This window comes from Collinsella aerofaciens ATCC 25986, from assembly GCF_964237925.1.
GTDB classification, from domain to species: Bacteria; Actinomycetota; Coriobacteriia; order Coriobacteriales; family Coriobacteriaceae; genus Collinsella; species Collinsella aerofaciens_BJ.
On sequence record NZ_CAXSKI010000003.1, the window covers coordinates 118,891 to 140,495 of the forward strand.

General features: G+C 59.1%; 18 protein-coding genes and 5 tRNA genes. 4 read left to right on the forward strand and 19 right to left on the reverse strand.

Going from position 1 to position 21,605, the window contains the following annotated elements:
* Positions 1–8: 8 nt before the first annotated feature.
* The 7 genes from purD to rpsF form a co-directional block, all read right to left on the reverse strand.
* Positions 9–1,313, reverse strand: a complete 1,305-nt coding sequence (purD, locus tag ACESWY_RS02430; RefSeq protein ID WP_373092657.1) for a phosphoribosylamine--glycine ligase — start codon at positions 1,311–1,313, stop codon at positions 9–11.
* A gap of 118 nt (positions 1,314–1,431) precedes the next feature.
* Positions 1,432–2,718: an adenylosuccinate synthase gene (locus ACESWY_RS02435; RefSeq protein WP_347479288.1), complete on the reverse strand. Its 1,287-nt coding sequence runs from the start codon at positions 2,716–2,718 to the stop codon at positions 1,432–1,434.
* A 93-nt stretch (positions 2,719–2,811) separates the two neighbouring features.
* Entirely contained in the window at positions 2,812–4,209 is a 1,398-nt protein-coding gene (gene dnaB, locus ACESWY_RS02440) for a replicative DNA helicase (RefSeq protein ID WP_006235827.1), read from the reverse strand.
* A gap of 218 nt (positions 4,210–4,427) precedes the next feature.
* On the reverse strand, positions 4,428–4,967 hold the full coding sequence (gene rplI / locus ACESWY_RS02445) for a 50S ribosomal protein L9 (protein WP_022094073.1): 540 nt from the start codon (positions 4,965–4,967) through the stop codon (positions 4,428–4,430).
* A gap of 15 nt (positions 4,968–4,982) precedes the next feature.
* Positions 4,983–5,249, reverse strand: a complete 267-nt coding sequence (gene rpsR, locus ACESWY_RS02450; RefSeq protein WP_006235829.1) for a 30S ribosomal protein S18 — start codon at positions 5,247–5,249, stop codon at positions 4,983–4,985.
* 72 nt (positions 5,250–5,321) lie between these two features.
* Positions 5,322–5,774: a single-stranded DNA-binding protein gene (locus ACESWY_RS02455; RefSeq protein WP_006235830.1), complete on the reverse strand. Its 453-nt coding sequence runs from the start codon at positions 5,772–5,774 to the stop codon at positions 5,322–5,324.
* Positions 5,775–5,822: 48 nt separating this feature from the next.
* Entirely contained in the window at positions 5,823–6,116 is a 294-nt protein-coding gene (gene rpsF / locus ACESWY_RS02460) for a 30S ribosomal protein S6 (protein ID WP_006235831.1), read from the reverse strand.
* 504 nt (positions 6,117–6,620) lie between these two features.
* Here rpsF and ACESWY_RS02465 point away from each other — a divergent pair.
* A tRNA-Ser gene (locus ACESWY_RS02465) sits at positions 6,621–6,711 on the forward strand.
* Between the two features lie 48 nt (positions 6,712–6,759).
* Positions 6,760–6,850: transfer RNA gene (locus ACESWY_RS02470), tRNA-Ser, on the forward strand.
* Positions 6,851–7,007: 157 nt separating this feature from the next.
* On the opposite strand, the gene ACESWY_RS02475 is transcribed toward ACESWY_RS02470, so the two are convergent.
* A complete protein-coding gene (locus tag ACESWY_RS02475; protein ID WP_373092652.1) occupies positions 7,008–8,015 on the reverse strand; it encodes a putative endonuclease domain-containing protein in 1,008 nt (335 codons plus the stop codon).
* A 304-nt stretch (positions 8,016–8,319) separates the two neighbouring features.
* On the opposite strand from ACESWY_RS02475, the gene ACESWY_RS02480 reads away from it, so the two are divergent.
* Together ACESWY_RS02480 and ACESWY_RS02485 are read left to right on the forward strand one after the other, a co-directional pair.
* Positions 8,320–9,009, forward strand: coding sequence for a trimeric intracellular cation channel family protein (locus ACESWY_RS02480; RefSeq protein ID WP_346977412.1), 690 nt, complete (start codon positions 8,320–8,322; stop codon positions 9,007–9,009).
* A gap of 106 nt (positions 9,010–9,115) precedes the next feature.
* Positions 9,116–10,261, forward strand: a complete 1,146-nt coding sequence (locus ACESWY_RS02485; RefSeq protein WP_346977410.1) for a bactofilin family protein — start codon at positions 9,116–9,118, stop codon at positions 10,259–10,261.
* A gap of 210 nt (positions 10,262–10,471) precedes the next feature.
* Here ACESWY_RS02485 and tnpA (ACESWY_RS02490) read toward each other — a convergent pair whose 3' ends face one another.
* From tnpA (ACESWY_RS02490) to ACESWY_RS02540, 11 genes are all read right to left on the reverse strand, one after another.
* Positions 10,472–10,942 carry an IS200/IS605 family transposase gene (tnpA, locus tag ACESWY_RS02490; protein WP_117734320.1) on the reverse strand — a complete coding sequence of 157 codons (471 nt, stop codon included), beginning with the start codon at positions 10,940–10,942 and terminating at the stop codon, positions 10,472–10,474.
* Positions 10,943–11,238: 296 nt separating this feature from the next.
* A complete protein-coding gene (tnpA, locus tag ACESWY_RS02495) occupies positions 11,239–11,709 on the reverse strand; it encodes an IS200/IS605 family transposase (protein WP_117734320.1) in 471 nt (156 codons plus the stop codon).
* A 307-nt stretch (positions 11,710–12,016) separates the two neighbouring features.
* Positions 12,017–13,699, reverse strand: coding sequence for an isopeptide-forming domain-containing fimbrial protein (locus ACESWY_RS02500; RefSeq protein ID WP_250787327.1), 1,683 nt, complete (start codon positions 13,697–13,699; stop codon positions 12,017–12,019).
* Positions 13,653–17,396, reverse strand: coding sequence for a Spy0128 family protein (locus tag ACESWY_RS02505; protein ID WP_250787326.1), 3,744 nt, complete (start codon positions 17,394–17,396; stop codon positions 13,653–13,655). Before ACESWY_RS02505 ends, ACESWY_RS02500 begins: the two co-directional genes overlap by 47 nt.
* A gap of 422 nt (positions 17,397–17,818) precedes the next feature.
* Positions 17,819–19,657: a translational GTPase TypA gene (gene typA, locus ACESWY_RS02510; RefSeq protein WP_006235837.1), complete on the reverse strand. Its 1,839-nt coding sequence runs from the start codon at positions 19,655–19,657 to the stop codon at positions 17,819–17,821.
* A gap of 117 nt (positions 19,658–19,774) precedes the next feature.
* A complete protein-coding gene (locus ACESWY_RS02515; protein ID WP_089572580.1) occupies positions 19,775–20,224 on the reverse strand; it encodes a hypothetical protein in 450 nt (149 codons plus the stop codon).
* A gap of 30 nt (positions 20,225–20,254) precedes the next feature.
* Positions 20,255–20,611 (reverse strand): hypothetical protein, encoded by a 357-nt coding sequence (locus ACESWY_RS02520; RefSeq protein ID WP_250787325.1) that lies wholly within the window; start codon positions 20,609–20,611, stop codon positions 20,255–20,257.
* A gap of 33 nt (positions 20,612–20,644) precedes the next feature.
* Positions 20,645–21,145: a bifunctional nuclease family protein gene (locus ACESWY_RS02525; protein WP_373092646.1), complete on the reverse strand. Its 501-nt coding sequence runs from the start codon at positions 21,143–21,145 to the stop codon at positions 20,645–20,647.
* Positions 21,146–21,303: 158 nt separating this feature from the next.
* A tRNA-Ile gene (locus tag ACESWY_RS02530) sits at positions 21,304–21,380 on the reverse strand.
* A 4-nt stretch (positions 21,381–21,384) separates the two neighbouring features.
* Positions 21,385–21,460: transfer RNA gene (locus ACESWY_RS02535), tRNA-Ala, on the reverse strand.
* Between the two features lie 67 nt (positions 21,461–21,527).
* A tRNA-Ile gene (locus ACESWY_RS02540) sits at positions 21,528–21,604 on the reverse strand.
* Position 21,605 lies beyond the last annotated feature (1 nt).

Consider the following 21,605-nt stretch of genomic DNA (forward strand, 5'->3'; position numbering starts at 1 on the left):
CTCGGATTTTAGGCATCCCAGGCGTCGCGGCCGCGCAGCGCGCGCAGGCCGATGTCGTGACGCAGGGTCTTGCCCTCAAAATCAATCTTCTCGCAGGCCTCGTAGGCAAGGTTGCGAGCGTTCTCGAACGTGTCGCCCAGAGCGGTCACGGCAAGCACGCGGCCACCATTGGTCACGAGCTGGCCGTCCACCACGGCAGTGCCCGCGTGGTACACGGTCACGTTCTCCATGGCCTCGGCATCGGCGATACCGGTGATGACCTTGCCCTTCTCGTAGCTGCCGGGATAACCCGCGCTCGTCAGGACAATGGCCACGGCCCACTCGTCACGCCAGTCGAGCTCAATCTGATCGAGCTCGCAGTTGGCACAAGCCAGCATGACCTCGACCAGGTCATTCTTAAGGCGCGGCAGCACGACCTGCGTCTCGGGGTCGCCAAAGCGGGCATTGAACTCCAGTACCTTGGGACCGGCAGGCGTGAGCATAAAGCCGCCGTACAGGCAGCCGCGGTAGTCGATACCCTCGGCAGCAAGCTCGGCCACGGTCTGCTCCATGACCTTCACCATGGTGGCGTGCTCCTCGTCGGTCACGATGGGCACCGGGCTGTAGACGCCCATGCCGCCGGTGTTGGGGCCCTTGTCGCCCTCGAGCGCGCGCTTGTGGTCCTGCGAGGTGGCCATGGGGCGCACGGTCTTGCCGTCGGTAAAGGCCAACAGCGAGCACTCGGGGCCGGTCAGCATCTCCTCGATGACCACGGTATTGCCGGCATCGCCAAAGGTGCCGCCAAAGCACTCGCGCACGGCCTCCTCGGCCTGCTCAAGTTCGGTCGCCACGATAACGCCCTTGCCCGCGGCAAGGCCGTCGGCCTTCACGACCAGCGGGGCGCCCTGCTCGCGCACGTAGGCGAGAGCCGAAGCCTCGTCGGTAAACGAACCATAGGCTGCCGTCGGAATGCCCGCACGTTCCATGAGCTGCTTGGAGAACAGCTTGGAGCCCTCCATCTGGGCGCCCTCGGCACCCGGGCCAAAGCAGGGAATACCCGCCGCGCGCACGGCGTCGGCCACGCCCGCCACGAGCGGAGCCTCGGGGCCAATTACCACGAGTCCGCATCCGTGGCTCTGCGCAAACGCCGCCACGGCCGCAGGATCGCAGTCGTCGAGAACAACGTTCTCGCCGCAGCTCGCGGTGCCGCCGTTACCCGGCGCGATGTAGAGCTTGCCGGCGCGCGGTGATGCTGCGAGCTTAGCTGCCAAAGCATGCTCACGGCCGCCGCTGCCCAACAACAGGATGTCGATGGTTTGAGTGTCCGCCTTCAAGGGTGCCTCCTCTATGGATTAACGGCCCGCTCCGCGCGAGCCCTTTGCAAGCAAATATACCCCTCGGCCGCCCGTCCGGGCTGCAAAGGGGTATATCGCAATAACCAAATAGTCCCGATTACTTCCAGAATCGGTTGATGATCTGCTCTCGACCAGCGCCAACGCCAATGAACGTCACGCGGGTGTGTGCCAGATCCTCGATAAACGCCACGTAGTCCTGAGCCTCTTGCGGCAGCTCCTCAAAGCTGCGGCAGCCGGTGATATCGCACTTCCAGCCAGGAAGCTCCTCGTAGATGGGCTTGGCGTGCTCAAAGCGAACCTGATGCTCGGGCACGCTGGTATAGCGCTCGCCATCGACGTCGTAGGCCACGCACACCTTGATGGTGTCGAAGGCCGAAAGCACGTCGAGCTTGGTCATGGCGATATCGGTGAGGCCGTTGACGCGCGAGGCGTAGTTGGCAATGGGGCCGTCGAACCAGCCGCAGCGACGACGGCGACCGGTGGTCACGCCGTACTCATAGCCCTCCTCGGTCAGCGTGTGACCGGCCTCGGACTCATAGGAAAGCTCGGTGGGCATGGGGCCCGAACCGACGCGGGTGATATAGGCCTTCATGACGCCCAGCACGCGGTCGACGTTCTTCATGCCGACGCCGGAACCGGTAATGGCGCCGCCGGCGGTGCAGTTGGAAGACGTCACGTACGGATAGGTGCCATGGTCGATGTCGAGCAGCGTCGCCTGGGCGCCCTCAAACAGCAGGTTCTTGCCCTCATCGATCATGTTGTTGAGCAGCAGGCTCGTCTCGGTGATGTAGGGACGCAGGCGCTCGGCCATCGGCAGGTACTCGTCGCAAATCTGGTCCACGGTGTAGGTGGGCAGGTTGTAGATGAGCTCGAGCTCGGGGTTCACGCGGGCGAGAGCGGTCTCCAGCTTGTCGCGGAACAGCGCCTCGTCCAGCATGTCCTGCATGCGCAGGCCAATGCGGGCCATCTTGTCCTGATAGCACGGACCGATGCCGCGCTTGGTGGTACCGATGTTCTTCTTGCCGAGCTTCTGCTCAAAGGCGCCATCCAGATCGATGTGGTACGGCATGATGACATGCGCGTTGCCGCTAATCTTGAGGTTCTTGGTGGTGATGTCGTCGGCCTCGAACATATCGATCTCCTCAAGGACAACCTTGGGGTTGACGACGCAGCCGTTACCGATCACCGACACGTGGTCGGAATACATGATGCCGGAGGGCACCTGGTGCAGGCCGTACTTCTTGCCGTTGACGACGATGGTGTGACCGGCGTTGTTGCCGCCCGAGTAGCGCACGACGGCATCGAAGTCGCCGGCGACCAGGTCGCAAATCTTACCCTTGCCCTCATCGCCCCACTGGGCACCGACCAAAACGGTTGACGGCATGTTTACTCCTTACATTCATGGACTGTCTACGCGCCACGCCGGCACGCAGAAGCACAAAACATTCCCAGTATACCCGTGCAACGGGCGCCTGTCCTACTCCTCGGCATGTGCCCCATCAAGCTCATAGAACTTGGTGGATGCCGGCAGGAACATCAGGTCGACGTCGCCGATCGGGCCCGAACGGTTCTTGGCCACGACGATACGCGTGACGCCCTCGTCGGGTCGATCGTCGCGCGAGGCCTCGGCCTCGTCGGCGGAGCGGTCCAAGAACATAACGATATCGGCGTCCTGCTCGATGGAGCCCGATTCACGAAGGTCGGAAAGCTGCGGGCGCTTGCCGGTACGGGATTCAACCTGACGCGAAAGCTGCGACAGCGCGATGAGCGGGATCTTGAGCTCCTTGGCCATGATCTTCAGACCACGCGACATCTCCGAAACCTCGACGGTACGGCTCTCGGAGCGGCGTCCCGGCGGAGGACTCACCAGCTGCAGGTAGTCCAGGATGATGATTGCCTTCTCCTTGTTATGGAGCATGCGGCGGCTCTTGGCGCGAATCTCGGTCACTGTGGTGCCGGGCGTATCGTCAATCAGAATATCGAGCTTGGACAAGGTCTGCGTGGCCTCGTTGATATTGGCCCACTGCTCGGGGCTAATGCGGCCCATGCGGAAGTCACTGATCGAGATCATGGCGTAGGCGCAAATCAGACGCTGGGCAATTTCCTTGCCCGACATCTCCAGCGAGAAGAAGCCGACGGTATAACCGGCAGCGGCAGCGTTGAGCGCCAGATTCAGGGCGAACGACGTCTTACCTACAGCAGGACGGGCGCCGATGATGATGAGCTGACCCTCGCGGAAGCCCATGAGCATGCGGTCGAGCGATGGGAAGCCCGTGGGCACGCCCGCAGCCTGGCCACCGGCCTGGCACACTTCCTCGGCCTCGTTATAGGCCTCGACCATAAACTCAGTCAGCGTCTTGTAGCTCGACTTGACCTCGCGTGCCGTGACCTTGAGCAGTTTGCTCTCGGCCAGCTCCACGACCTCTTTGGTGTCGGTGGGGGCGTTATAGGCCAGCGCGTTAATCTCGTTGGTGGCGCCGATCAGCTCGCGCAGCATCGAGTCGCGACGGACGATGGCGGCATGGTGCTGCCAGTTCACGAGCGACAGGGTCTGACCCATCAACTCCAAAATGTACGCTTCGCCACCCACGGCATCGAGCTTGTTGATGCTTCGCAGGTAATCGATCAGCGAGATAGAGTCGATGGGAATGCGGCTGTTGTACATATCGACCATCGCGGTATAGATGGTCTTATGAATGGGGCGGTAGAAGTCATCGGGCTGCAGCTCGACCTGGGCCTCTTCGACCACCTCGGGCGATAGCAGCATAGCGGCCAGTACATTGGCCTCTGCATCTTGGTTTTGGGGAAGACCCAACTTTGAGCCGCGGTCCTCAACCGTCAGCCCGGTCTCCCTATCGTCATATGCCATGAGCATCCTCATTCATATCGCTTGCGAGCATCCATAGTATCAGCCACGGTCCCAAAACGCGCCGCGCGCCGCCAATCATCACCGAACCAAACGGATGAACGGTCCTGTATATAGGACTTCGACGCAACGTTCACCATGACACTCACTCAGCGCAAAAAACAAAAGGGCGCCCTGGTTTTCCAGAGCGCCCTTCTTAGAACAAGATTGTTGCGTTGCAGCAAATGCTACTCGGCAGCAGCCTCAGTCTCGACCTCGGCGGTCTCGGCCTCGGCGACCTCAGCGGCCTCCTCGACCTCAGCCTCGGCAGCGAGCTCCTCGGCGGTAACGCCGACGAGAACGACAACCTCGGCCTTGATCTCGCGGTACAGCGAGATGGCAACGGTGTGGGCACCGGCAACCTTGATGGGCTTACCGAGCTCGACGCGCTTGCGGTCGATGTCCATACCGAGCTGAGCCTTGATGGCGTCAGCGATCATAGCGGCGGTAACGGAGCCAAAGAGGATGCCCTCGTCGCCGACCTTGACGTCAACGGTGACCGTCTTGCCCTCGAAGGCAGCCTTGGTCTCGTTGGCGGTAGCCAGACGGACGGCCTCGCGCTTGGCGATGTTGTTGCGACGCTCGTCAAGCTGCTTGAGGTTGCCCTTGGTGGCGGCAACAGCGAGCTTCTTGGGGAACAGGAAGTTCTCAGCGTAACCCTGAGCGACCTCTACGACGTCACCCTCGCCGCCCTTGCCCTTGATCTCATCGAGAAGAATAACCTTCATGATGCGTCTCCCTTCTTAGCCGCGGTCGCGGTTGCCACGAGAGGAAACCACGGGGACGGTGTACGGCAGGAGAGCCATCTCGCGGGCGCGCTTGATGGCGTTGGCGATGTCATGCTGATGCTGCGTGCAAGCGCCAGTGACGCGACGGGGCTTGATCTTGCCACGGTCGGTCATGTACTTACGGAGAAGCTGAGTGTCCTTATAGTCGATGAACTCAGTGTTCTCCTTGCAGAACTGGCAGTACTTACGACGCGGCTGACGTGCAGAAAAATCATTAGCCATGTCAAAATACCTTTCGTTTGGCAACTTCGGCGAACCGAAGCCGCCTCTCACTCAAAAATAGGTGAACAACCCTTAGAACGGGATGTCCTCATCGTAGACGTCGACCGCGGGCGGCGTAGCCACCGGTGCGGCAGGACGTGCTGCGGGCGCGGGAGCTGCGGGGGCGTAACCGCCCTGATCGTAGCCACCCTGGCCACCACGGGAGCTCATAAACTCGATCTCATCGACGATGACCTCAAGCTTGCTCCGGCGCTGGCCGTCGCGCTCCCAAGAGCTGTAGCGCAGCTTGCCCTCGATCGCGACCTTGTTTCCCTTTGCCAGGAAACGGCTCACGGCCTCGGCGCGGGTGCCGAACATGGTGCAGTCGACAAAGTTGGGATAGTCCTCCCACTCGCCAGTCTGCGCGTTGCGGCGACGATCGTTCACGGCGACGCCAAAGGACAGAACCTGGGTTCCGCCGGCGGTGGCGCGCAGCTCGGGATCGCGGGTGAGGTTACCGGTGATGTTCACTCGATTGATGCTCATAACTCACTACTTCCTCTTGGGGCACAAGCCCAGTCCAAAACGACAGTCTTACTCCTGGTCGTCGCGACGGACGATCATGTGGCGGACCACAGCGTCGGTGATGCGCAGGACGCGATCAAGCTCGGCGATCTGGGTAGGATCTGCGTGGAAGTTGATGAGGGTGTAGTCACCATCGGTGAGGTCGTTGATCTCGTAGGCGAGCTTGCGCTTGCCCCACTCGTCAACGGAGTCGACCTTGCCAGCGCCCTCAGCGATCGTGGTATCGATACGCTTCATAACAGCGAGACGAGTCTCGGGGTCGAGCGACGGGTCAACAAAGAACAGCAGTTCATAAGCCTTCATATTGTCACCTCCTCTGGGCAAATGTGGCTTCAGGTCGTGAAGGTGCGCCTGAAGCAGGAAAAGACTTGGTAATAATATCTTTCAACCTCCTAGGCTGCAAGAATATGCAGCTACAACCTCATGACCTCCACATATGCCCATACTCGCACGACGTTTCATGCGCATTCCAACCAAATGCTGACCAAAAGCTTGACGGATCTGTGGACAAGATACGGTGCCGTGAGGACAAGCTGAGCCAAGTCGCAGGTCAACGGGCACAAGGCTGTGGTCGCAAAATGCATACCGGTGGTCCACAGCACCACCCAAAGATTTTTATATTCATTGCCAAGTCGCTTATGAATACCCCTTTTGAACAATTGAGTTGATCAACTACGCTGGTCGGAAGCCGTTTTTTGGCATCTCAAACCCCGCTGCAACGCCAAACGCGGCCAAGCGTTTTAAAAAATGCCAACTTTTCTGTTTGCACTTTGCGATTCCTCGTGTATACTGACTTTCGCATTTAACGGAGAGTTGTCCGAGTGGCCGAAGGAGCACGATTGGAAATCGTGTAGGCGTCAAAAGCGTCTCCAGGGTTCAAATCCCTGACTCTCCGCCAGTTAATTCCAAAGCAGGCCTTCGAGCCTGCTTTGTTTTTACCCCACGCGGAGGGGTGGCAGAGTGGTTGAATGCGGCGGTCTCGAAAACCGTTTGGCCTGTATAAGGTCACGAGGGTTCGAATCCCTCCTCCTCCGCCATTAGATGGTATGAGCCCCAGCAATGGGGCTTTTTTGTTATCGAAATACGTCTCGATCCCACGCTTCCCCAAACATGTACGTCACCCTCCAAAACCGACATTTTTCGACATCTTTGAAGGCTGACGTACACGTTTGGATTGAGTTCACGGGAGTGGCACTATTCGGAAGGTGCCTCCTCGTCTCGCATGCCCTTCCAGTTGCGGATAAGTGCCTTGCGTAGTTCGTTTTGTTTTCTCTGGTACCCGGTGTCGGCACAGCGAGGCATGCCGAGTGCTTCGCGAATGTTGTTCATGGCGCGGTGAAAGGCGAGCTGACTACTGAACTGAGCCGAAGTGAGCGTAACGATTCGATATCCCATTTGGGAGAGAACGGCCTCTCGCTCCGCATCTGCTCCCTTGCGCTCGAGCTCATCGTGAAAACCGCCCTTATATTCGATACCGAGCGCCCTGCGCTTATAGGTCACGAGCGCATCGATTTTGAGTGTTCGAGCTTTGGCGCAATGCCAGAGACGCTGAGGGATCTCGAGCGGTTTGTTGAGTTCGATACCTCGGATGCCAACGCCGCCTTCGCTTGTTGGGAGCGAGAGGGCGATTGCCGAAGCGGTCTCCATAGGCGAGGCCGAGTGATCGTAGATGTGCCTGAGCGCAAGCCGTGCACGTGTGGCACCGGGTTTGCCGGGGTGCCGATCGAGCAGTTCGGTTATTTCATCCTTGGAGGTGGTGGCTGGTTGCTCGGTATAAGGGTCGGCGGGATTGAGCCTCATGCGATAATCGCCGCAAACTTCATAGCCATATTCGAGATATTCGATCCTATCCATCCACTCGGCAGCGAGCGCGAAGGTGAAGGCTTCGTCGGTGATGAAGATTCCGGGCGTCAACTCGTTAATATGCTCGTAGGGAAGATTTTGTCCAAGAATGTGGCAAACGACGCCTTTGGTACGAATTCGCTCAAATTCGAATACAACCGCGATATCGATAGTCTTAAGCATATCGGACGGAATGCCGCAGTCGGTAAGGGCCTGTCGTATGCGCGCAACACGTTGCTGGGTGGAGATGCCTTGTGCGCCTATCTGGTAGTCGTGCCGCGCAAGAGACTGAACCAAATTCTGGGGTGCATGATGGACAAGCCATGCGGTTTTATGCGAAATGAGAACAGGGGTATCCATTGAGGGCCTCTCGCTCTGAGCCGGTATCCAACTCTTATGTCCGTTGAAGTGGGGAAATATACCGGATGTGAGTAAATCAACTCACTCATGCTGTGAGCTCAATCCAAACATGTACGTCAGCCTCCAAAGATGTCGGAAAATGTCGTTTTTGGAGGGTGACGTACATGTTCTGGACCCCTGGCATTCCAGCAACGCCATGCCCCCACCCAGTCCCGACCGTTTGCCGAGCAATAGGGTCGCAATCGGCGCCGAACATGTACTATGTACGGGCATTGTCCAAATCCGTAATCCAAAGGACCCCATCTTGCCCGTCGTCGCCGCTATGACCATTACCTCACATGCATCGGATGCCATGGTCGCCATTCCGTTTTGGCTCGAGATGTTCGCTGTTGTCGCTGCATCGATCTCGGGTGTGCTGGTTGCGCGCGAGCACAAGCTCGACCTGGTGGGCGCGATCGCGCTCGCGGTGGTCTGCGGTCTGGGCGGCGGTCTTTTGCGCGATATGACGCTGCAGGTGGGCAACGTCTACATCCTCAACCAGCCGATGGCGCTGCCACTTTCCATTGCCACGGCAGCCATCATCTATATTTTCCCGGCAATCGTCGACAAACCCGAAAAACTCATTCCCCTGCTCGACATCATCTCGGTCGGCATCTACGCCGCCACTGGAGCAGACAAGGCGCTGGTCTACGGCTTTGCGCCGGCGGTGTGCATCATGATGGGCTTTTTCACCGCGGTGGGCGGCGGCATGTTGCGCGACGGCTTTATGGGCGTGGTTCCGGGCATTTTCCAACGTACTAACTTTTATGCCATCGCCGCCATCGCCGGATCGACAAGCTATGTGTGTCTCGTTATGAGCGGCATCATGAGCAATGTCGCCGCGCTGGTCGTATGCGTTGTCGTGACCATGGGTCTGCGCTGGCTCTCGCTGCGCTTTGACATCAAAAGCCCCACCGAAGAAGATATCGCGCGCTTCTTGCACCGTAAAAAGTAGACAGCACGGCACGACCCTTCGAAATGCAACCGAGAGGTTCTTTTAGAGCGCCCACGCGTTGGGTACCCTGTTAGATATATGCCGAGTATCTAACGAAGGATTCACTATGCCCTGCAATCAATTCCCGTTGACCCAGCGCCGTAAAGCATGGGGCCGCATCACCATCCTATTCGCGCTCATCGCGCTGGCGATCACCGTGCTTCCCACGGCGTCGTTCGCCGGCACGGACACCGCAGGCAACGTACTTGCGACCGACAATGACGCCAATCCGTCCGGCGTTGAGGGTGACCTGTACTGGGCCGGTCAGGCCCTCAACTTGGATGACGCCTCCATCGACCGCGACATAATTGCGGCAGGCGAGAGCCTCTCCATCCGCGACTGCACGGTGGGCGGCGCCATCCGCTTGGCGGCACGCACTATCGATATCGCCAAGACCACGGTTGATGGCAGCGTCACGGTCGTCGGTCAGCACGTTGTGCTCAATTCCGACAGCACCGCCAACTGTTTCTATGCGATAGGCGAGACGGTTGCCCTACGCGGCTCCACCAAGTCGGCAGCGCTTGCGGGCGATACGGTGACCATCGATGGCACCGTCGAGGGCGATGTCGAGGTTTGGGCCGACAAGCTCATCCTGGGCAAGAACGCCCATATCACCGGCACCGTGAACGCGCACGTCTCCGAGGACCCCGAGCGCGCCGCGGGAGCCGAGGTCGGCGCACTCAAGATCGACCGCACCGAGAACGAGGATACTTCCACCGTTAACGATGTCATCGGCGGTATCGTCGCCGCGGCACTCTCGACCTGCTTTGTCGCTCTGCTGCTCGAGCTCGTCTTTCCGCGTGCGACTGCCAGCGCCGCCGGTATGCTCCACCAGCGCCCCATGCCCCTGTGGGTGAGCGGTCTTCTGGGCACGATTGCTATCGTCCCCGCCGTCCTACTGCTAATTATCTCTATCGCTGGTCTGTCGCTTGCCGGAGCCCTCATGTGCGGTGTTATTGGCATCGCGCTGGTGTCGAGTGCCTTTGCAGGGTGCGCGATCGCGCGCATGGTCGGACACAGCCAGAACCGCTACGCCATGGCAGCCGCTGGTGGCGTAATCGCAGGCGCCCTCACGGGGCTTCCCCTCGTAGGCGGCTTCATCAGCGGCGTGGCCTTTGTCTTTATGCTCGGCTACATCATCCAAATCATCTGGCACAACGCCCACCTCAAGCCGCAGCAGCCGGCTAACACGCCAGAGCTTCCCACCGCTTAGCAGCCGATCACCACAAAGGGGCCAGGCACCTTTGTGGTGGTGCAAAGGGGTCAGGTTACTTTGCAACAACAAATCAAAACCACCCCTAAAAGGGGTGGTTTGCTCTTAGGGTATAACCCTTGGATTTCCGGCACGCGTCTAAAGGCGCCGGCCCTCACGGGGTTCGGGCCGCACTGCAGGTTGACCCGTGACGGGCCGGTCAAACCGGCGCTATTTGCGCCCCGGCCCCCTATCGAAGGGGTCCTCGTACTCCTTGACGCTCAGCCGGTCGAGCGCGATGTCGGCCTTCTCCTGCTCCCGGATGTACTTCGCGATCGTGGCCTCGTTCAGGCCGACGGTGGACACGTAGTAGCCCTCGGCCCAGAACTTCCTGTTGCCGAACTTGTACTTCATGTTCGCGTGCCTGTCGAATACCATCAGCGAGCTCTTCCCCTTCAGGTAGCCCATCACGCTCGACACGCTGTACTTCGGCGGTATCGCCAGCAGCATGTGGACGTGGTCGGGCATCAGGTGCCCCTCGATGATCTCTATCCCCTTGTACTGGCAGAGCTTCCTGAAGATCTCCCCAAGGTCGGACCTTATTTGGTTGTAGATGACTTTGCGCCTATACTTCGGCGTGAACACGACGTGGTACTTGCACATCCACTTCGTGTGCGACAGGCTGTAGGCCTTCTGGGCCATACGCCACCACCGCCCTCTCGACTCGGATTCCTTGCGGCCTGAACAATCGCAAGTGTCCGGCGAGGGGGCGGCTTTGTAAAGCCGGTTGTCCCCACCCGCATAGCGGGTGGTTTCTGATGCGGCGCGCTGCGCGCCCCGCACAGGCTAAAGCCTTTAAAATCAAAACCACCCCTAAAAGGGGTGGTTTGCTCTTAGGGTATAACCCTTGGATTTCCGGCACGCGTCTAAAGGCGCCGGCCCTCACGGGGTTCGGGCCGCACTGCAGGTTGACCCGTGACGGGCCGGTCAAACCGGCGCTATTTGCGCCCCGGCCCCCTATCGAAGGGGTCCTCGTACTCCTTGACGCTCAGCCGGTCGAGCGCGATGTCGGCCTTCTCCTGCTCCCGGATGTACTTCGCGATCGTGGCCTCGTTCAGGCCGACGGTGGACACGTAGTAGCCCTCGGCCCAGAACTTCCTGTTGCCGAACTTGTACTTCATGTTCGCGTGCCTGTCGAATACCATCAGCGAGCTCTTCCCCTTCAGGTAGCCCATCACGCTCGACACGCTGTACTTCGGCGGTATCGCCAGCAGCATGTGGACGTGGTCGGGCATCAGGTGCCCCTCGATGATCTCTATCCCCTTGTACTGGCAGAGCTTCCTGAAGATCTCCCCAAGGTCGGACCTTATTTGGTTGTAGATGACTTTGCGCCTATACTTCGGCGTGAACACGACGTGGTACTTGCACATCCACTTCGTGTGCGACAGGCTGTAGGCCTTCTGGGCCATACGCCACCACCGCCCTCTCGACTCGGATTCCTTGCGGCCTGAACAATCGCAAGTGTCCGGCGAGGGGGCGGCTTTGTAAAGCCGGTTGTCCCCACCCGCATAGCGGGTGGTTTCTGATGCGGCGCGCTGCGCGCCCCGCACAGGCTAAAGCCTTTAAAACGAGGCGGGGCACTCGGTCATATCGACCGGGTGCCCCGCTTTTCTTGGAGGGTTCTCTAGTAACTTTTTCAAAACCAATGATCATCAGGTCGGTAGGCCTGCGCGTCACTCATTACGGAGGCAGTACGCCAGTGAGCATGAAAGGCAATTATTTTTCACGACGACCGCCTCCCCGCTTGATGACGAGCCCGACAACAATAGCCGCCACTCCGATGGCAGCCAAAGCCGCCACCAGCACCAACGTTCTATCTCCCGTCGAGGGTATAAAGCCACGACTTGCTTCTTTGCTCGGGGTGTTGAGCACCGACAGCTCAATCGAACCCGTCCCGGCATCGGCGGTATCAACCCGCAGAGGGCTTTTGACCGACACGGTCACCTTGAGCTTCGCGGCCGCCACCTGCTTAGCGTCCAATCCCTCAGACGTAACCGTTACCGTTCGTTTGCCCTCAAAGGCGGTGTATCCCTTGGGAGCCGCGGCCTCCTCGACGGTGTAGACACCCGCGTCCACACCGCTCAATTCCGCGTGGCCGTCCGCGCCCGTGATGACGCACGCGTCAGCATCCGTCGACCACGAGCCGTCGGTCGTTAGGATGCGCCCGCGGTCATCGATGATGCGCAGTTTGGCACTCGCGAGCGGTTTATCGTCCGAGCTCGAGCGCTTGATGAGGCTGAGTCCCCAGGTATAGGCCGTGGCGTCATCACTCGGCGTATGGGTGAATCCGGCATCGCCGGACTGGTCGACGAGGGGAGAGCGCGGGTAACGCAGGTAGACCTCGTTGGGGTTGCCCTTGGTGGCGCCTCGATTGCAGTTGGCCCCCAACGGCGCATTGTAGACAGCAACCACGCGGGCGCCCGCGGCAAAGGCGTCAGCCCCGCCGAGCGCGGCGATGAGGTCGCCGGTGCGCGCGGTGAAGGCATTGCCCTCGACCGAGACCTTGCACTGTGAAGTAATGTCTGTCCACCCTTTAGCCGGCGTCGAGTTGGTGTTGCCACCCTCACATGCGACGACGTCGAAGCCGCCGTCCGCGCCCGCCGCCACGTACACGCGCACGCTCGCGGCCACCTTGGAGGGGTCGAGCCCCGCACTCATGGTGTCGACGAACTGTACCGTATAGGTGTCGTACGCCGTGAGCCCCGCCGGGACCGTGGCCGAGAGGCGCCAGTACAGGTCGTCGGCAACCGTGGCGTCGGCGGCCTTCTGCCAGGCGGCGGTGCTGTCCTCCAGCACGTGTTTTTGGACCTTGGGGGTCGCCGCCTTGGGCTTGACGGTGACGGCGCTGCCGCCGACCAGGGTCATGATCGGCGCGGTGCCGGCCTCGCCCTGGGCGATGGCGTCGCCGTCGGCGACGATGAGCCAGTAGCCGCAGGGCAGCTCGGCCGCCGTGCCCGCGTTAAGGGCCACGGAAGTTGCGTCGGCATTGCAAATCGCGCGGGCAAGCTTTGCCGTCAGCGCGGTCGTCATATGCCCGTCGGCATTCATCCACTCGGCAGTCTCTTGCGCCGCCGATGCCGAGCCATCAAGCCCCGCATCATGAAGCACGGGAAGAACGGCTTGACGAACCGCGCCATTCGCCCACGTTACGTCAGTTGCAATTTTATGGCCAGCATCGTCATCATCGATAACTGTCGCCGAAAAGAGCTGGTACGCGTCATACCGCGTCGCGACTGTACCGTCCACCGTAATGGCACCGGTGTCGGCAGCACGAGCCGTCCTGGGCAGCATCGCAAAAGAGAACATAGCGACCGTAGCTATCGTTGCGACGGCCAACAAGCGGCACCAAAGCCTACTCACGGCGACCACCTCGATCTTGATCGCGATGGCGGTGAGCATGCATCCATGTCGCGGCAAAGCACAGCAGCGAAGCGCCAGCCAGATACGTCATAGTCAAGCCGGCACCGCCTGCCTCGGGAAGCGTGGTCGAGTATCTGTTGGTAAAAGTCGGCGGGGTCGAAGAGCCATTGTCATAGGTGACGGTGGCGACGAGATTCCTCTCACCGTTGTCCACCTTAACCGTAACCTTGTGCTGGGTCCTGTCGTAGGTGATGTGGTCCTTGACGTTGTTCTCGGCGCCCTCGGGGACGACCTCAGAGATGGTATAAGTATAGGTATCGGCCTTGTTGTAGTCGACGTTGAAGGAGACGTTGCCCATGGCATCGTTGGTCACCGTTTGGAGCACCCTGTCCTTGTCATCCTTGAGCGCGAACGAGAACTGACCTTCCTTGAACGTTCCGCCTGCGAGCACCTTCTCTGCGTTAATAACCGCCTTGCCCGTCATGCGGTTGTCGTAGACCCAGATCTCGTCCTTCTTTGTATCGTCGATGATCTCCGCACCGTCGACGATGTCCTTTGCCTTAGTTAGCGCAGCCTGATAATCCTTGTCGCTCGCGCTGCCCTTGAGCATGATCCACGTGGGATCGGCCTTGGCATAGCCAACAGGCGCCTTGGTCTCCACGAGCTGATAGAGCACGCAATTACTCATCTTCTTGTCGCTTGTGCCGAACGAGATTTTGCCGTTGGCGTCGGTGGGGACGTCGATCGCGGCCTCGTCAAACGGCGTTCTGGCGTTCTCTACATTTCCGTCATCCGCAACCTGGCCCATATCCACGCTGTAGAGTGTGAACTTCGCCCCCTCGAGCGTCGCGCCGACCTGCTGGGCGTCGTACTTGGTCATCGTGATGCTGTAGCCGTTGCCGCCCGCGCTGGCGGACGCATTTTGAATCTTCCATTTTTGCTCGTCGATCGCCGAACCCTCCGTCACCCCCGCAAGCTCGGCGGTGTTGGAAAGGGACACCTCTTCGCCGGGGTTTCCGGTCGGGATAACCTCATACTCGACCTTGAGGTATTTCCCGTCGGGCACCTCAAGAGTCAACTTCGTACACGAGCCAGATTCATCCTTGACTTGCTCCATCTTCGACGAATAGTCCTTATCAGCCAGCGGTGACCAGGCACCATTCACCTGCTCATAGACCTTAAGCGTCGACGGCACCAGCGCGCACTTGGCATCCATGGTATCGACGAGCTCAAGGAAGTCGGTGCCATTTTTAAGGGCAACGGCAGACTCGTTAACAAGAATGGTGTATTTGATGCGATTGCTATTGGCAACCTGCTCGCCGGACTTTTTGATGACGTTGTTCTTAATGATGACGTCACCTTTACCGGAATCGAACTGTTTAACTCCTGACCCCGCGCTGGCCTTGTTGGTGAACTTCACCTCGTTTGTGGAGGTATCGAGCTCACCGCGCTTGACCGCCGTCTTGTACGTGAGCTTTGCGTAGCCGGCATAGCTTTCAAGCTCAGTCGTGGGGATGGAGAAGGTGACCGTATTGCCGTTGCGGCTGACGTTGTCGGCGGCGAGCGTCCGACCCGTAACGACCTCCTTGGCCTCGCCTCCGCGATGAAGCCCCGTATGTTTATCATAGGGGTTCTGCACGAGCGTATACTTTGCGGAATTCGCAACATAGCTCATACCATCCGGAAGGCTATCAACGATATTCAGCGGTTTCCCGCCCAGCTTTCCAGCTCCATAGTATTCGAACTCGCCATTTGCGCCCTTATTACCCTTTTGGCGGTTTGCATACACCGTCCAGTCGACGATCCAGGCGCCCTTCTCATCCGAGCCGTCAACGGTATGCCAATCGAAGTTCTCAACCCAAGACACCTTCGACTCCGCTTCCGGCTTCTCGACCGCGGGCATCGTTTCTCGGTTGACAACGTACTTGATGGGTTCGGTGAACGGCCACTGTAGTCTCAGGCCCGGTGCTTCGACCGCTGCGAAGTTTGAGTACCAGCCCGACAGCGCTTCTGATGTGGTGTCGTAGGTGATAACGGCGTAGTCCTCGTTCTCGAGAGCGGCTTTCACGTTGTCGGTAACGATGATTTTGAGGTCGTAGTTTTTCTTTGTTTCATTACCCGGATAGCTGGTCGTTGGTCTCCAGTCGGTGCCCGGAACCAGCTCGGTATTGCCGATTTTAATGGTAATGGAGCTTTCGTCGACGCCAAGTTTCTGCGACCATGCCGACTGAAACGTGTCCTTCACCGTCACCTCGCCTGGATGGGCCGCATTGACGATCGCCTTCAGCGCGACCTTCGTCTCCCACGTCGCCCTGCCCGTCGTCGCCGCCTCATCGTATCTCACGAGCCTCTTGGTGATCGGCACAACACCCGTCAGCTGCGGCGTGAAACTGCCATCATCCGTACCGGAAACGGAACCTTTGCGCTCGATGGTCGCGCTGTTGCGCACGGTGTCGTACGAGCTCGTATCGTTCATCTTGGTGTGATAAACGATGCAGTAGGTGGCGTACTTATCCTCAAGGTTGTTCGGGAACGTATAGGAAAAGAAATTATCCTTAGGTTCAAGTTTTCTTTCACAAATCTTGACTCCGCTCGCCTCCGAGTCGCCTTTGTAAACCGTAAAGTTGCCCGTATACGTCTGTTTTCCGTCCAGATTATCGGTGAACATGTATCCGCTCATGTCGGCCTTGAGCTTGCCTTGGTTGAGCTTGACCGTCCACTTGATGTCCGACGGCGTGCCTGAGCCATTGGACTTCTTGATCATGTCATAGCCGAATGTAACAGGCTCAGCCGTAGCTGTTCTGTTATCGCTGTCGCTTGAGCCAGCCCAATTCCACGTTGCCTTATTCTCAGCTTTGATCAAATCGCCGCCGTTCGCGGCAACACCGCTCTTCAGCACCGTATCGTACGTGATCGTGTGGTTGCCCCGGGAAAGGTTGCCCAGGCTGTCGAGGGTTACGACCTGGCCGTCGATCATCGGCTGGGAGTCAAGCTTCTTGCCGTCGAGCTTGAAACTGTCGTTCACAAAGTCGAAGTTGTCGCCCAGCGTATCAATGAAGCTAACGTCCGTAGCATACGACTCTACGGTAAGCGTAACAGTCCAGGTAACCTTGGCCACGCCATCTGCGCCCTGGGAGAAGGTCCCCGACTTCGTCCCCGTGACTTTGCCGTCCTTGATAGGGATTTTGATCGTTCCCACACCAGGGAACACGACAGATGCGTTGCCGCCTGAGCCGGTGCCCTTGTCTGCAAGCTCGAACGAGAAATTGGCTCCGACATAAATCTCCGCAGGGTTTGACGCAAGCCAGTTTTTGTCAAACGCAAAGATGACCTTATTGTCCTTAATCTTCCACGTGCCAGCCTTGGCGGCAGTGGCTTCCGAACCCTCCATGAGGTCGCCGCCGTCGTTGTCGTCAACGACAATGGTGTCGGGCAGCTTATAGACAGCGATGTTCTTCTCGGGCGTAGGCGCCTTGCCGGCGTTGAATTGTGCCGAGAAAGCTCCATAGAGCGTCGAAGTGGACGTTACGGGATCCTCGAGCTTTTGAGTATGGTGCTCATCGGTATACAGCCTGACATCAACCGTCGCCGTATCCCCATCGATCGCAATCGGATCGGGCTTCGCAACGTCATCGGCGCGCACGGGGGCCGCACCGTAAAACACTGCGGCGGTGAGGCAAATCAAAATGAAAATCAGAGCCGCCATACCCAGCGACCGTGAGCGGTGTGCGTCCATAGTTGTCCCTTAATTCCTACAACACAGTGTGGAATACGGCGAATCGTCGGATCGAACACAAGCCCCAACATCTACGAGAACCTACCTAGCGCATTGCAAGAACCCATTGGGGGCAACTTCTAAGACGGTTCGTCTATGCCACAATGCATAAAATACAATATAGATAACAGTCATGTAAACCGCTGGTAAAGAGGTCTTTTAATGTAATACCAGTTGATATTTATCTGTTAACGGTTTTGTATCAAAGCGGTTATATCCTGTGGAATTATGTATATGTTTAAACAACTTTACTTTGGCTGGAAAGCCGCTCGGGGGATAACCTCCTCCACCGTGGTGCAAAGTAACCTGTCCCCTTGCACCAAAAAGGGCGCCGACCATTGCGGTCGACGCCCTTTCTTGTTAGACGCTATAAAGCCCGGCACTTATTTGTTGACCTGGCCGGCGCGAACGGCAGCCTTCTTGCGGTCGGTAGCATTGAGCAGACGCTTGCGCAGGCGGATGTTCTTGGGAGTAATCTCGACCAGCTCGTCGTCGGCGATGTACTCCAGCGCTTCCTCCAGCGAGAAGGTGCGGGGCGGCACCAGCTGGACGGAGATATCGGAGGTCGAGGAACGCTGGTTGCCCAGGTTCTTGGTGCGAGCGATGTTGACGACCATGTCGCCGGCCTTGCTGCGCTCGCCCACGATCATGCCCTCATAGCACTCGGTGCCCGGCTCAACAAACAGCTGGCCGCGCTCCTGCAGCGTACCCAGAGCATAGGCAACGGCCTTCTCGGTGGTCATGGAGATCATTGCGCCGTTCTGACGGTTACCGATCTCGCCGGCGTAGGGACCGTACTCCAGGAAGGTGTGGTAGAACACGCCCTCGCCGTGGGTGACGTTCATGATGCGGTTCTTGAGACCCATGATGCCGCGCGTCGGGATCTTGAACTCAAGGTGCGTCACGATGCCCGAGGTGTCCATGCTCGTCATGATGCCGCCGGAGGTACCGAAGACCTCAACGACCTTGCCTGAGTACTCGTCCGGGCACTCAACGACGGCCTGCTCGACAGGCTCCATCTTGTTGCCGTTCTCGTCCTTCTTAAACAGAACGCGGGGACGGCCGACCTGGAACTCAAAGCCCTCGCGGCGCATGGACTCCATCAGGACGGACAGGTGCAGGATGCCGCGGCCCGAGACCTCGACGCCGCTCTTGTCCTCGAGCTCCTCGATCTTCATGGTCACGTTGTTCTCGGCCTCGTTGAACAGGCGCTCCTTAAGCTGACGGGCGCCCACGATGTCGCCATCGCGGCCGACGAGCGGGGAGGTCGAGGCCTCAAAGACGATGGACAGGGTCGGCGGGTCGATCTCGATGGGCTCGAGCTCGACGGGGTTCTCGGGGTCGGTGTAAACATCGCCGATATCGGTGCGGTCAATACCCACGACAGCAGCGATATCGCCAGCGCCGACTTCCTGGCACTCGGTACGGCCCAGGTAGTCGAAGGTAAAGAGCTGCTTGACGGTAGCGGTGGCACTGGAGCCATCGTTCTTGACAACCAGGATCTGGTCGCCCTGGTGGATGGTGCCGGAGTACACGCGACCGATGCCGATACGACCAACGAAGTTGGAGTGGTCGATGGTCACGCATTGCATGGCCAGCGGGGCGTTCTCGTCAACCTCGGGCGCGGGCATATCGTCGATGATCATGTCGAGCAGCGGGTACATGTCCATATTGCCGTCGTTAGGGTCAAGGCGGGCAAAGCCATTCATGGCGCTGGCGTAGACCACGTGCTCCATGGCGAACTCAAGCTGGTCGTCGGTGGCGCCCAGGTCGGCCATGAGGTCCAGGCAGTCGTTGTAGGCCTTCTCGGGGTTGGCGCCCGGACGATCGATCTTGTTGATGACGATCATGATCTTAAGGCCGGTGTCGATAGCGTGACGCAGCACGAAGCGGGTCTGGGGCATGGGGCCCTCAAAGGCGTCGACCAGCAGCAGGGCGCCGTCGGCCATACGCAGCACGCGCTCGACCTCGCCGCCGAAGTCGGCGTGGCCCGGGGTGTCGATGACGTTGATCTTAACGTCCTTGTACTCGATAGAGATGTTCTTGGCGAGAATCGTAATGCCGCGCTCGCGCTCCTGGTCGTTGGAATCCAGGACGCGGTCCTCGACCTGCTGGTTGGCACGGAAGGCGTCCGTGGCACGCAGGAGCTTGTCGACCATCGTCGTCTTGCCGTGGTCGACGTGGGCGATGATGGCGATGTTTCTCAGATTGTCTACGCGCATGTAGTTCCCCTATCTTCTATCTATATACAACCGGCACGCGTATGCGACCCACCCAGCAATGCAACGCTCGGCGGGAATATTGAGCCTTTTACCGAAAACTCGTTTATTTTAGCGATTTTAGATGAGAGGGGTTTCCTCACCTGCAGGTTCAGGGTCGCTCCACATAAAACCATCGCCGGCGCCCATGCCCTCATACAGCACATATGCCGAAAAACCGCTCTCGAGCGTGGTTTCGAAGAAGCTTACGAGCAGGGCATCGTGATAGCCGCCGTCAATCTCGACACAACCGGTGTAGCCGATGGCATAGCGGGCAATGCGGCCCAGGCCCTCGTCCTTAAGACCCATCTTGTGCTCGGAGATAAAGTTGGTGGCCGCCTCGAGGCACGCCTCTTCGCCGTCCTCGTCAAGCGCCGCCAGATATCGGTTGGAAGCAGCGTCCTCGATCGCCACAACTACGCCCGGATTCTCACCGGCGGCAAGGTCGTCCAAGAACGCACCAATCAGGTCACACACCATGGCGTCGAGCTCGGCGGAGACGTTACCGGCGTCCTGCATATCCTGTGCCATCTTTAGACCTTCCCATCGAGTCTGGCGTCGTTACAGTTCTTGCGCCTCGGCGGCGATCTTAGCAGCGGCATCGCGGGCGCGCATCATATCCGCTGCACGCTTGTCGAGCACCTTGATCTGGCTAGTCAGCATGACTGCATCGACCACACCCCAGATCACGAGGCCCGTAGAGATCGAAAACCCAAGCGCACCAACTGTACCACGAAGGCGCGAGCAGATTGCCGCGACAAGGGCGGAGACGACAACCATCTTGATAAACGAGCCGCGGCGTTCGCGAAGCGTGCGGGCCTGCGTCACATAGGCAATGCGAGCCGCCTCAGAAGCCTCCGAGCGCATCTGGGCCTCGCGCGCAATGGCCGCCGCCTCGCCAGAAACTCCGGCACTCATGAGCGCGCACTCCGTCGCGTGTTTGTCGAGCATTTAAAAGTCATCGGGGGAGAGCGTATGGACGAACTCGTCGAACTTTTCGAACTCTTGCTCGTCGTCGACTTCCTCGGCGTGCGGCGATACGGTGCCCAAGCGATTCATGATGTCGTCTTCAACGAACATGGGGGCATTGCTGCGTACGGCAAGGGCGATGGCGTCGCTCGGACGCGCATCGATCCGATGCTCGTTGCCATCGGCCAACACGACAACCGTCGCGTAGAACACGGGCGGCTCGGCGCGGACGATTTCGACGCGCTCGAGCTTGGCACCCAGGGCGCCAACAGCATCGAGCAGCAGGTCATGGGTAATCGGGCGCTCGGCGCGTCCGCTGTCGATGCCGCGGCTGATTGCCGCAGCCTCAAACGAGCCGGTCTGGATGGAGAGGGACCGCAGCGGCGCGGGGGAATCCGACTTGCTGCAGCGCTCGCGAAGCACAATAAGCGATGGCACGGGACCGGCGGCCATGACGATGGTCTCTATGTCGACACGAACCATGGAACACCTCCGGTACGTAGCGGTTAACACGCGGCGGCCCGCCGCGTTGAATAGCTATACTACCCAAACTTTCGCGCAGCACACAAAACCAAAATGAGATTTATCGCAGACAAGAAAAAAGCCCCGAGGCAACGCCCCAGGGCTCTTCACGGTTTTGATGGTGGACCTGACAAGATTCGAACTTGTGACCTCCCGGTTATCAGCCGGACGCTCTAACCAACTGAGCTACAGGTCCATCATGGTGGAGGTTAGGGGGATCGAACCCCTGACCTCAGGCTTGCAAAGCCCGCGCTCTCCCAGCTGAGCTAAACCCCCACGGAGACAGTAATAAACACCCCAGCGGCGACTCGGCTCTCGCTGGGGTGTTTATTGCGAAAGAAAGTGGTGGACCTGACAAGATTCGAACTTGTGACCTCCCGGTTATCAGCCGGACGCTCTAACCAACTGAGCTACAGGTCCA

What these genes read in the sequence shown, in the direction of transcription:
- ACESWY_RS02520 (WP_250787325.1), bottom strand. Translation starts at nt 20,611, where the DNA reads ATGAGTGCCGGAGTTTCTGGCGAGGCGGCGGCCATTGCGCGCGAGGCC.
- dnaB (WP_006235827.1), bottom strand. Translation starts at nt 4,209, where the DNA reads ATGCTCATGGCATATGACGATAGGGAGACCGGGCTGACGGTTGAGGAC.
- ACESWY_RS02475 (WP_373092652.1), bottom strand. Translation starts at nt 8,015, where the DNA reads ATGGATACCCCTGTTCTCATTTCGCATAAAACCGCATGGCTTGTCCAT.
- ACESWY_RS02505 (WP_250787326.1), bottom strand. Translation starts at nt 17,396, where the DNA reads ATGGACGCACACCGCTCACGGTCGCTGGGTATGGCGGCTCTGATTTTC.
- ACESWY_RS02455 (WP_006235830.1), bottom strand. Translation starts at nt 5,774, where the DNA reads ATGAGCATCAATCGAGTGAACATCACCGGTAACCTCACCCGCGATCCC.
- ACESWY_RS02525 (WP_373092646.1), bottom strand. Translation starts at nt 21,145, where the DNA reads ATGGTTCGTGTCGACATAGAGACCATCGTCATGGCCGCCGGTCCCGTG.
- ACESWY_RS02485 (WP_346977410.1), top strand. Translation starts at nt 9,116, where the DNA reads ATGCCCTGCAATCAATTCCCGTTGACCCAGCGCCGTAAAGCATGGGGC.
- ACESWY_RS02515 (WP_089572580.1), bottom strand. Translation starts at nt 20,224, where the DNA reads ATGGCACAGGATATGCAGGACGCCGGTAACGTCTCCGCCGAGCTCGAC.
- ACESWY_RS02435 (WP_347479288.1), bottom strand. Translation starts at nt 2,718, where the DNA reads ATGCCGTCAACCGTTTTGGTCGGTGCCCAGTGGGGCGATGAGGGCAAG.
- rpsF (WP_006235831.1), bottom strand. Translation starts at nt 6,116, where the DNA reads ATGAAGGCTTATGAACTGCTGTTCTTTGTTGACCCGTCGCTCGACCCC.
- ACESWY_RS02500 (WP_250787327.1), bottom strand. Translation starts at nt 13,699, where the DNA reads ATGCTCACCGCCATCGCGATCAAGATCGAGGTGGTCGCCGTGAGTAGG.
- tnpA (WP_117734320.1), bottom strand. Translation starts at nt 10,942, where the DNA reads ATGGCCCAGAAGGCCTACAGCCTGTCGCACACGAAGTGGATGTGCAAG.
- typA (WP_006235837.1), bottom strand. Translation starts at nt 19,657, where the DNA reads ATGCGCGTAGACAATCTGAGAAACATCGCCATCATCGCCCACGTCGAC.
- rpsR (WP_006235829.1), bottom strand. Translation starts at nt 5,249, where the DNA reads ATGGCTAATGATTTTTCTGCACGTCAGCCGCGTCGTAAGTACTGCCAG.
- rplI (WP_022094073.1), bottom strand. Translation starts at nt 4,967, where the DNA reads ATGAAGGTTATTCTTCTCGATGAGATCAAGGGCAAGGGCGGCGAGGGT.
- tnpA (WP_117734320.1), bottom strand. Translation starts at nt 11,709, where the DNA reads ATGGCCCAGAAGGCCTACAGCCTGTCGCACACGAAGTGGATGTGCAAG.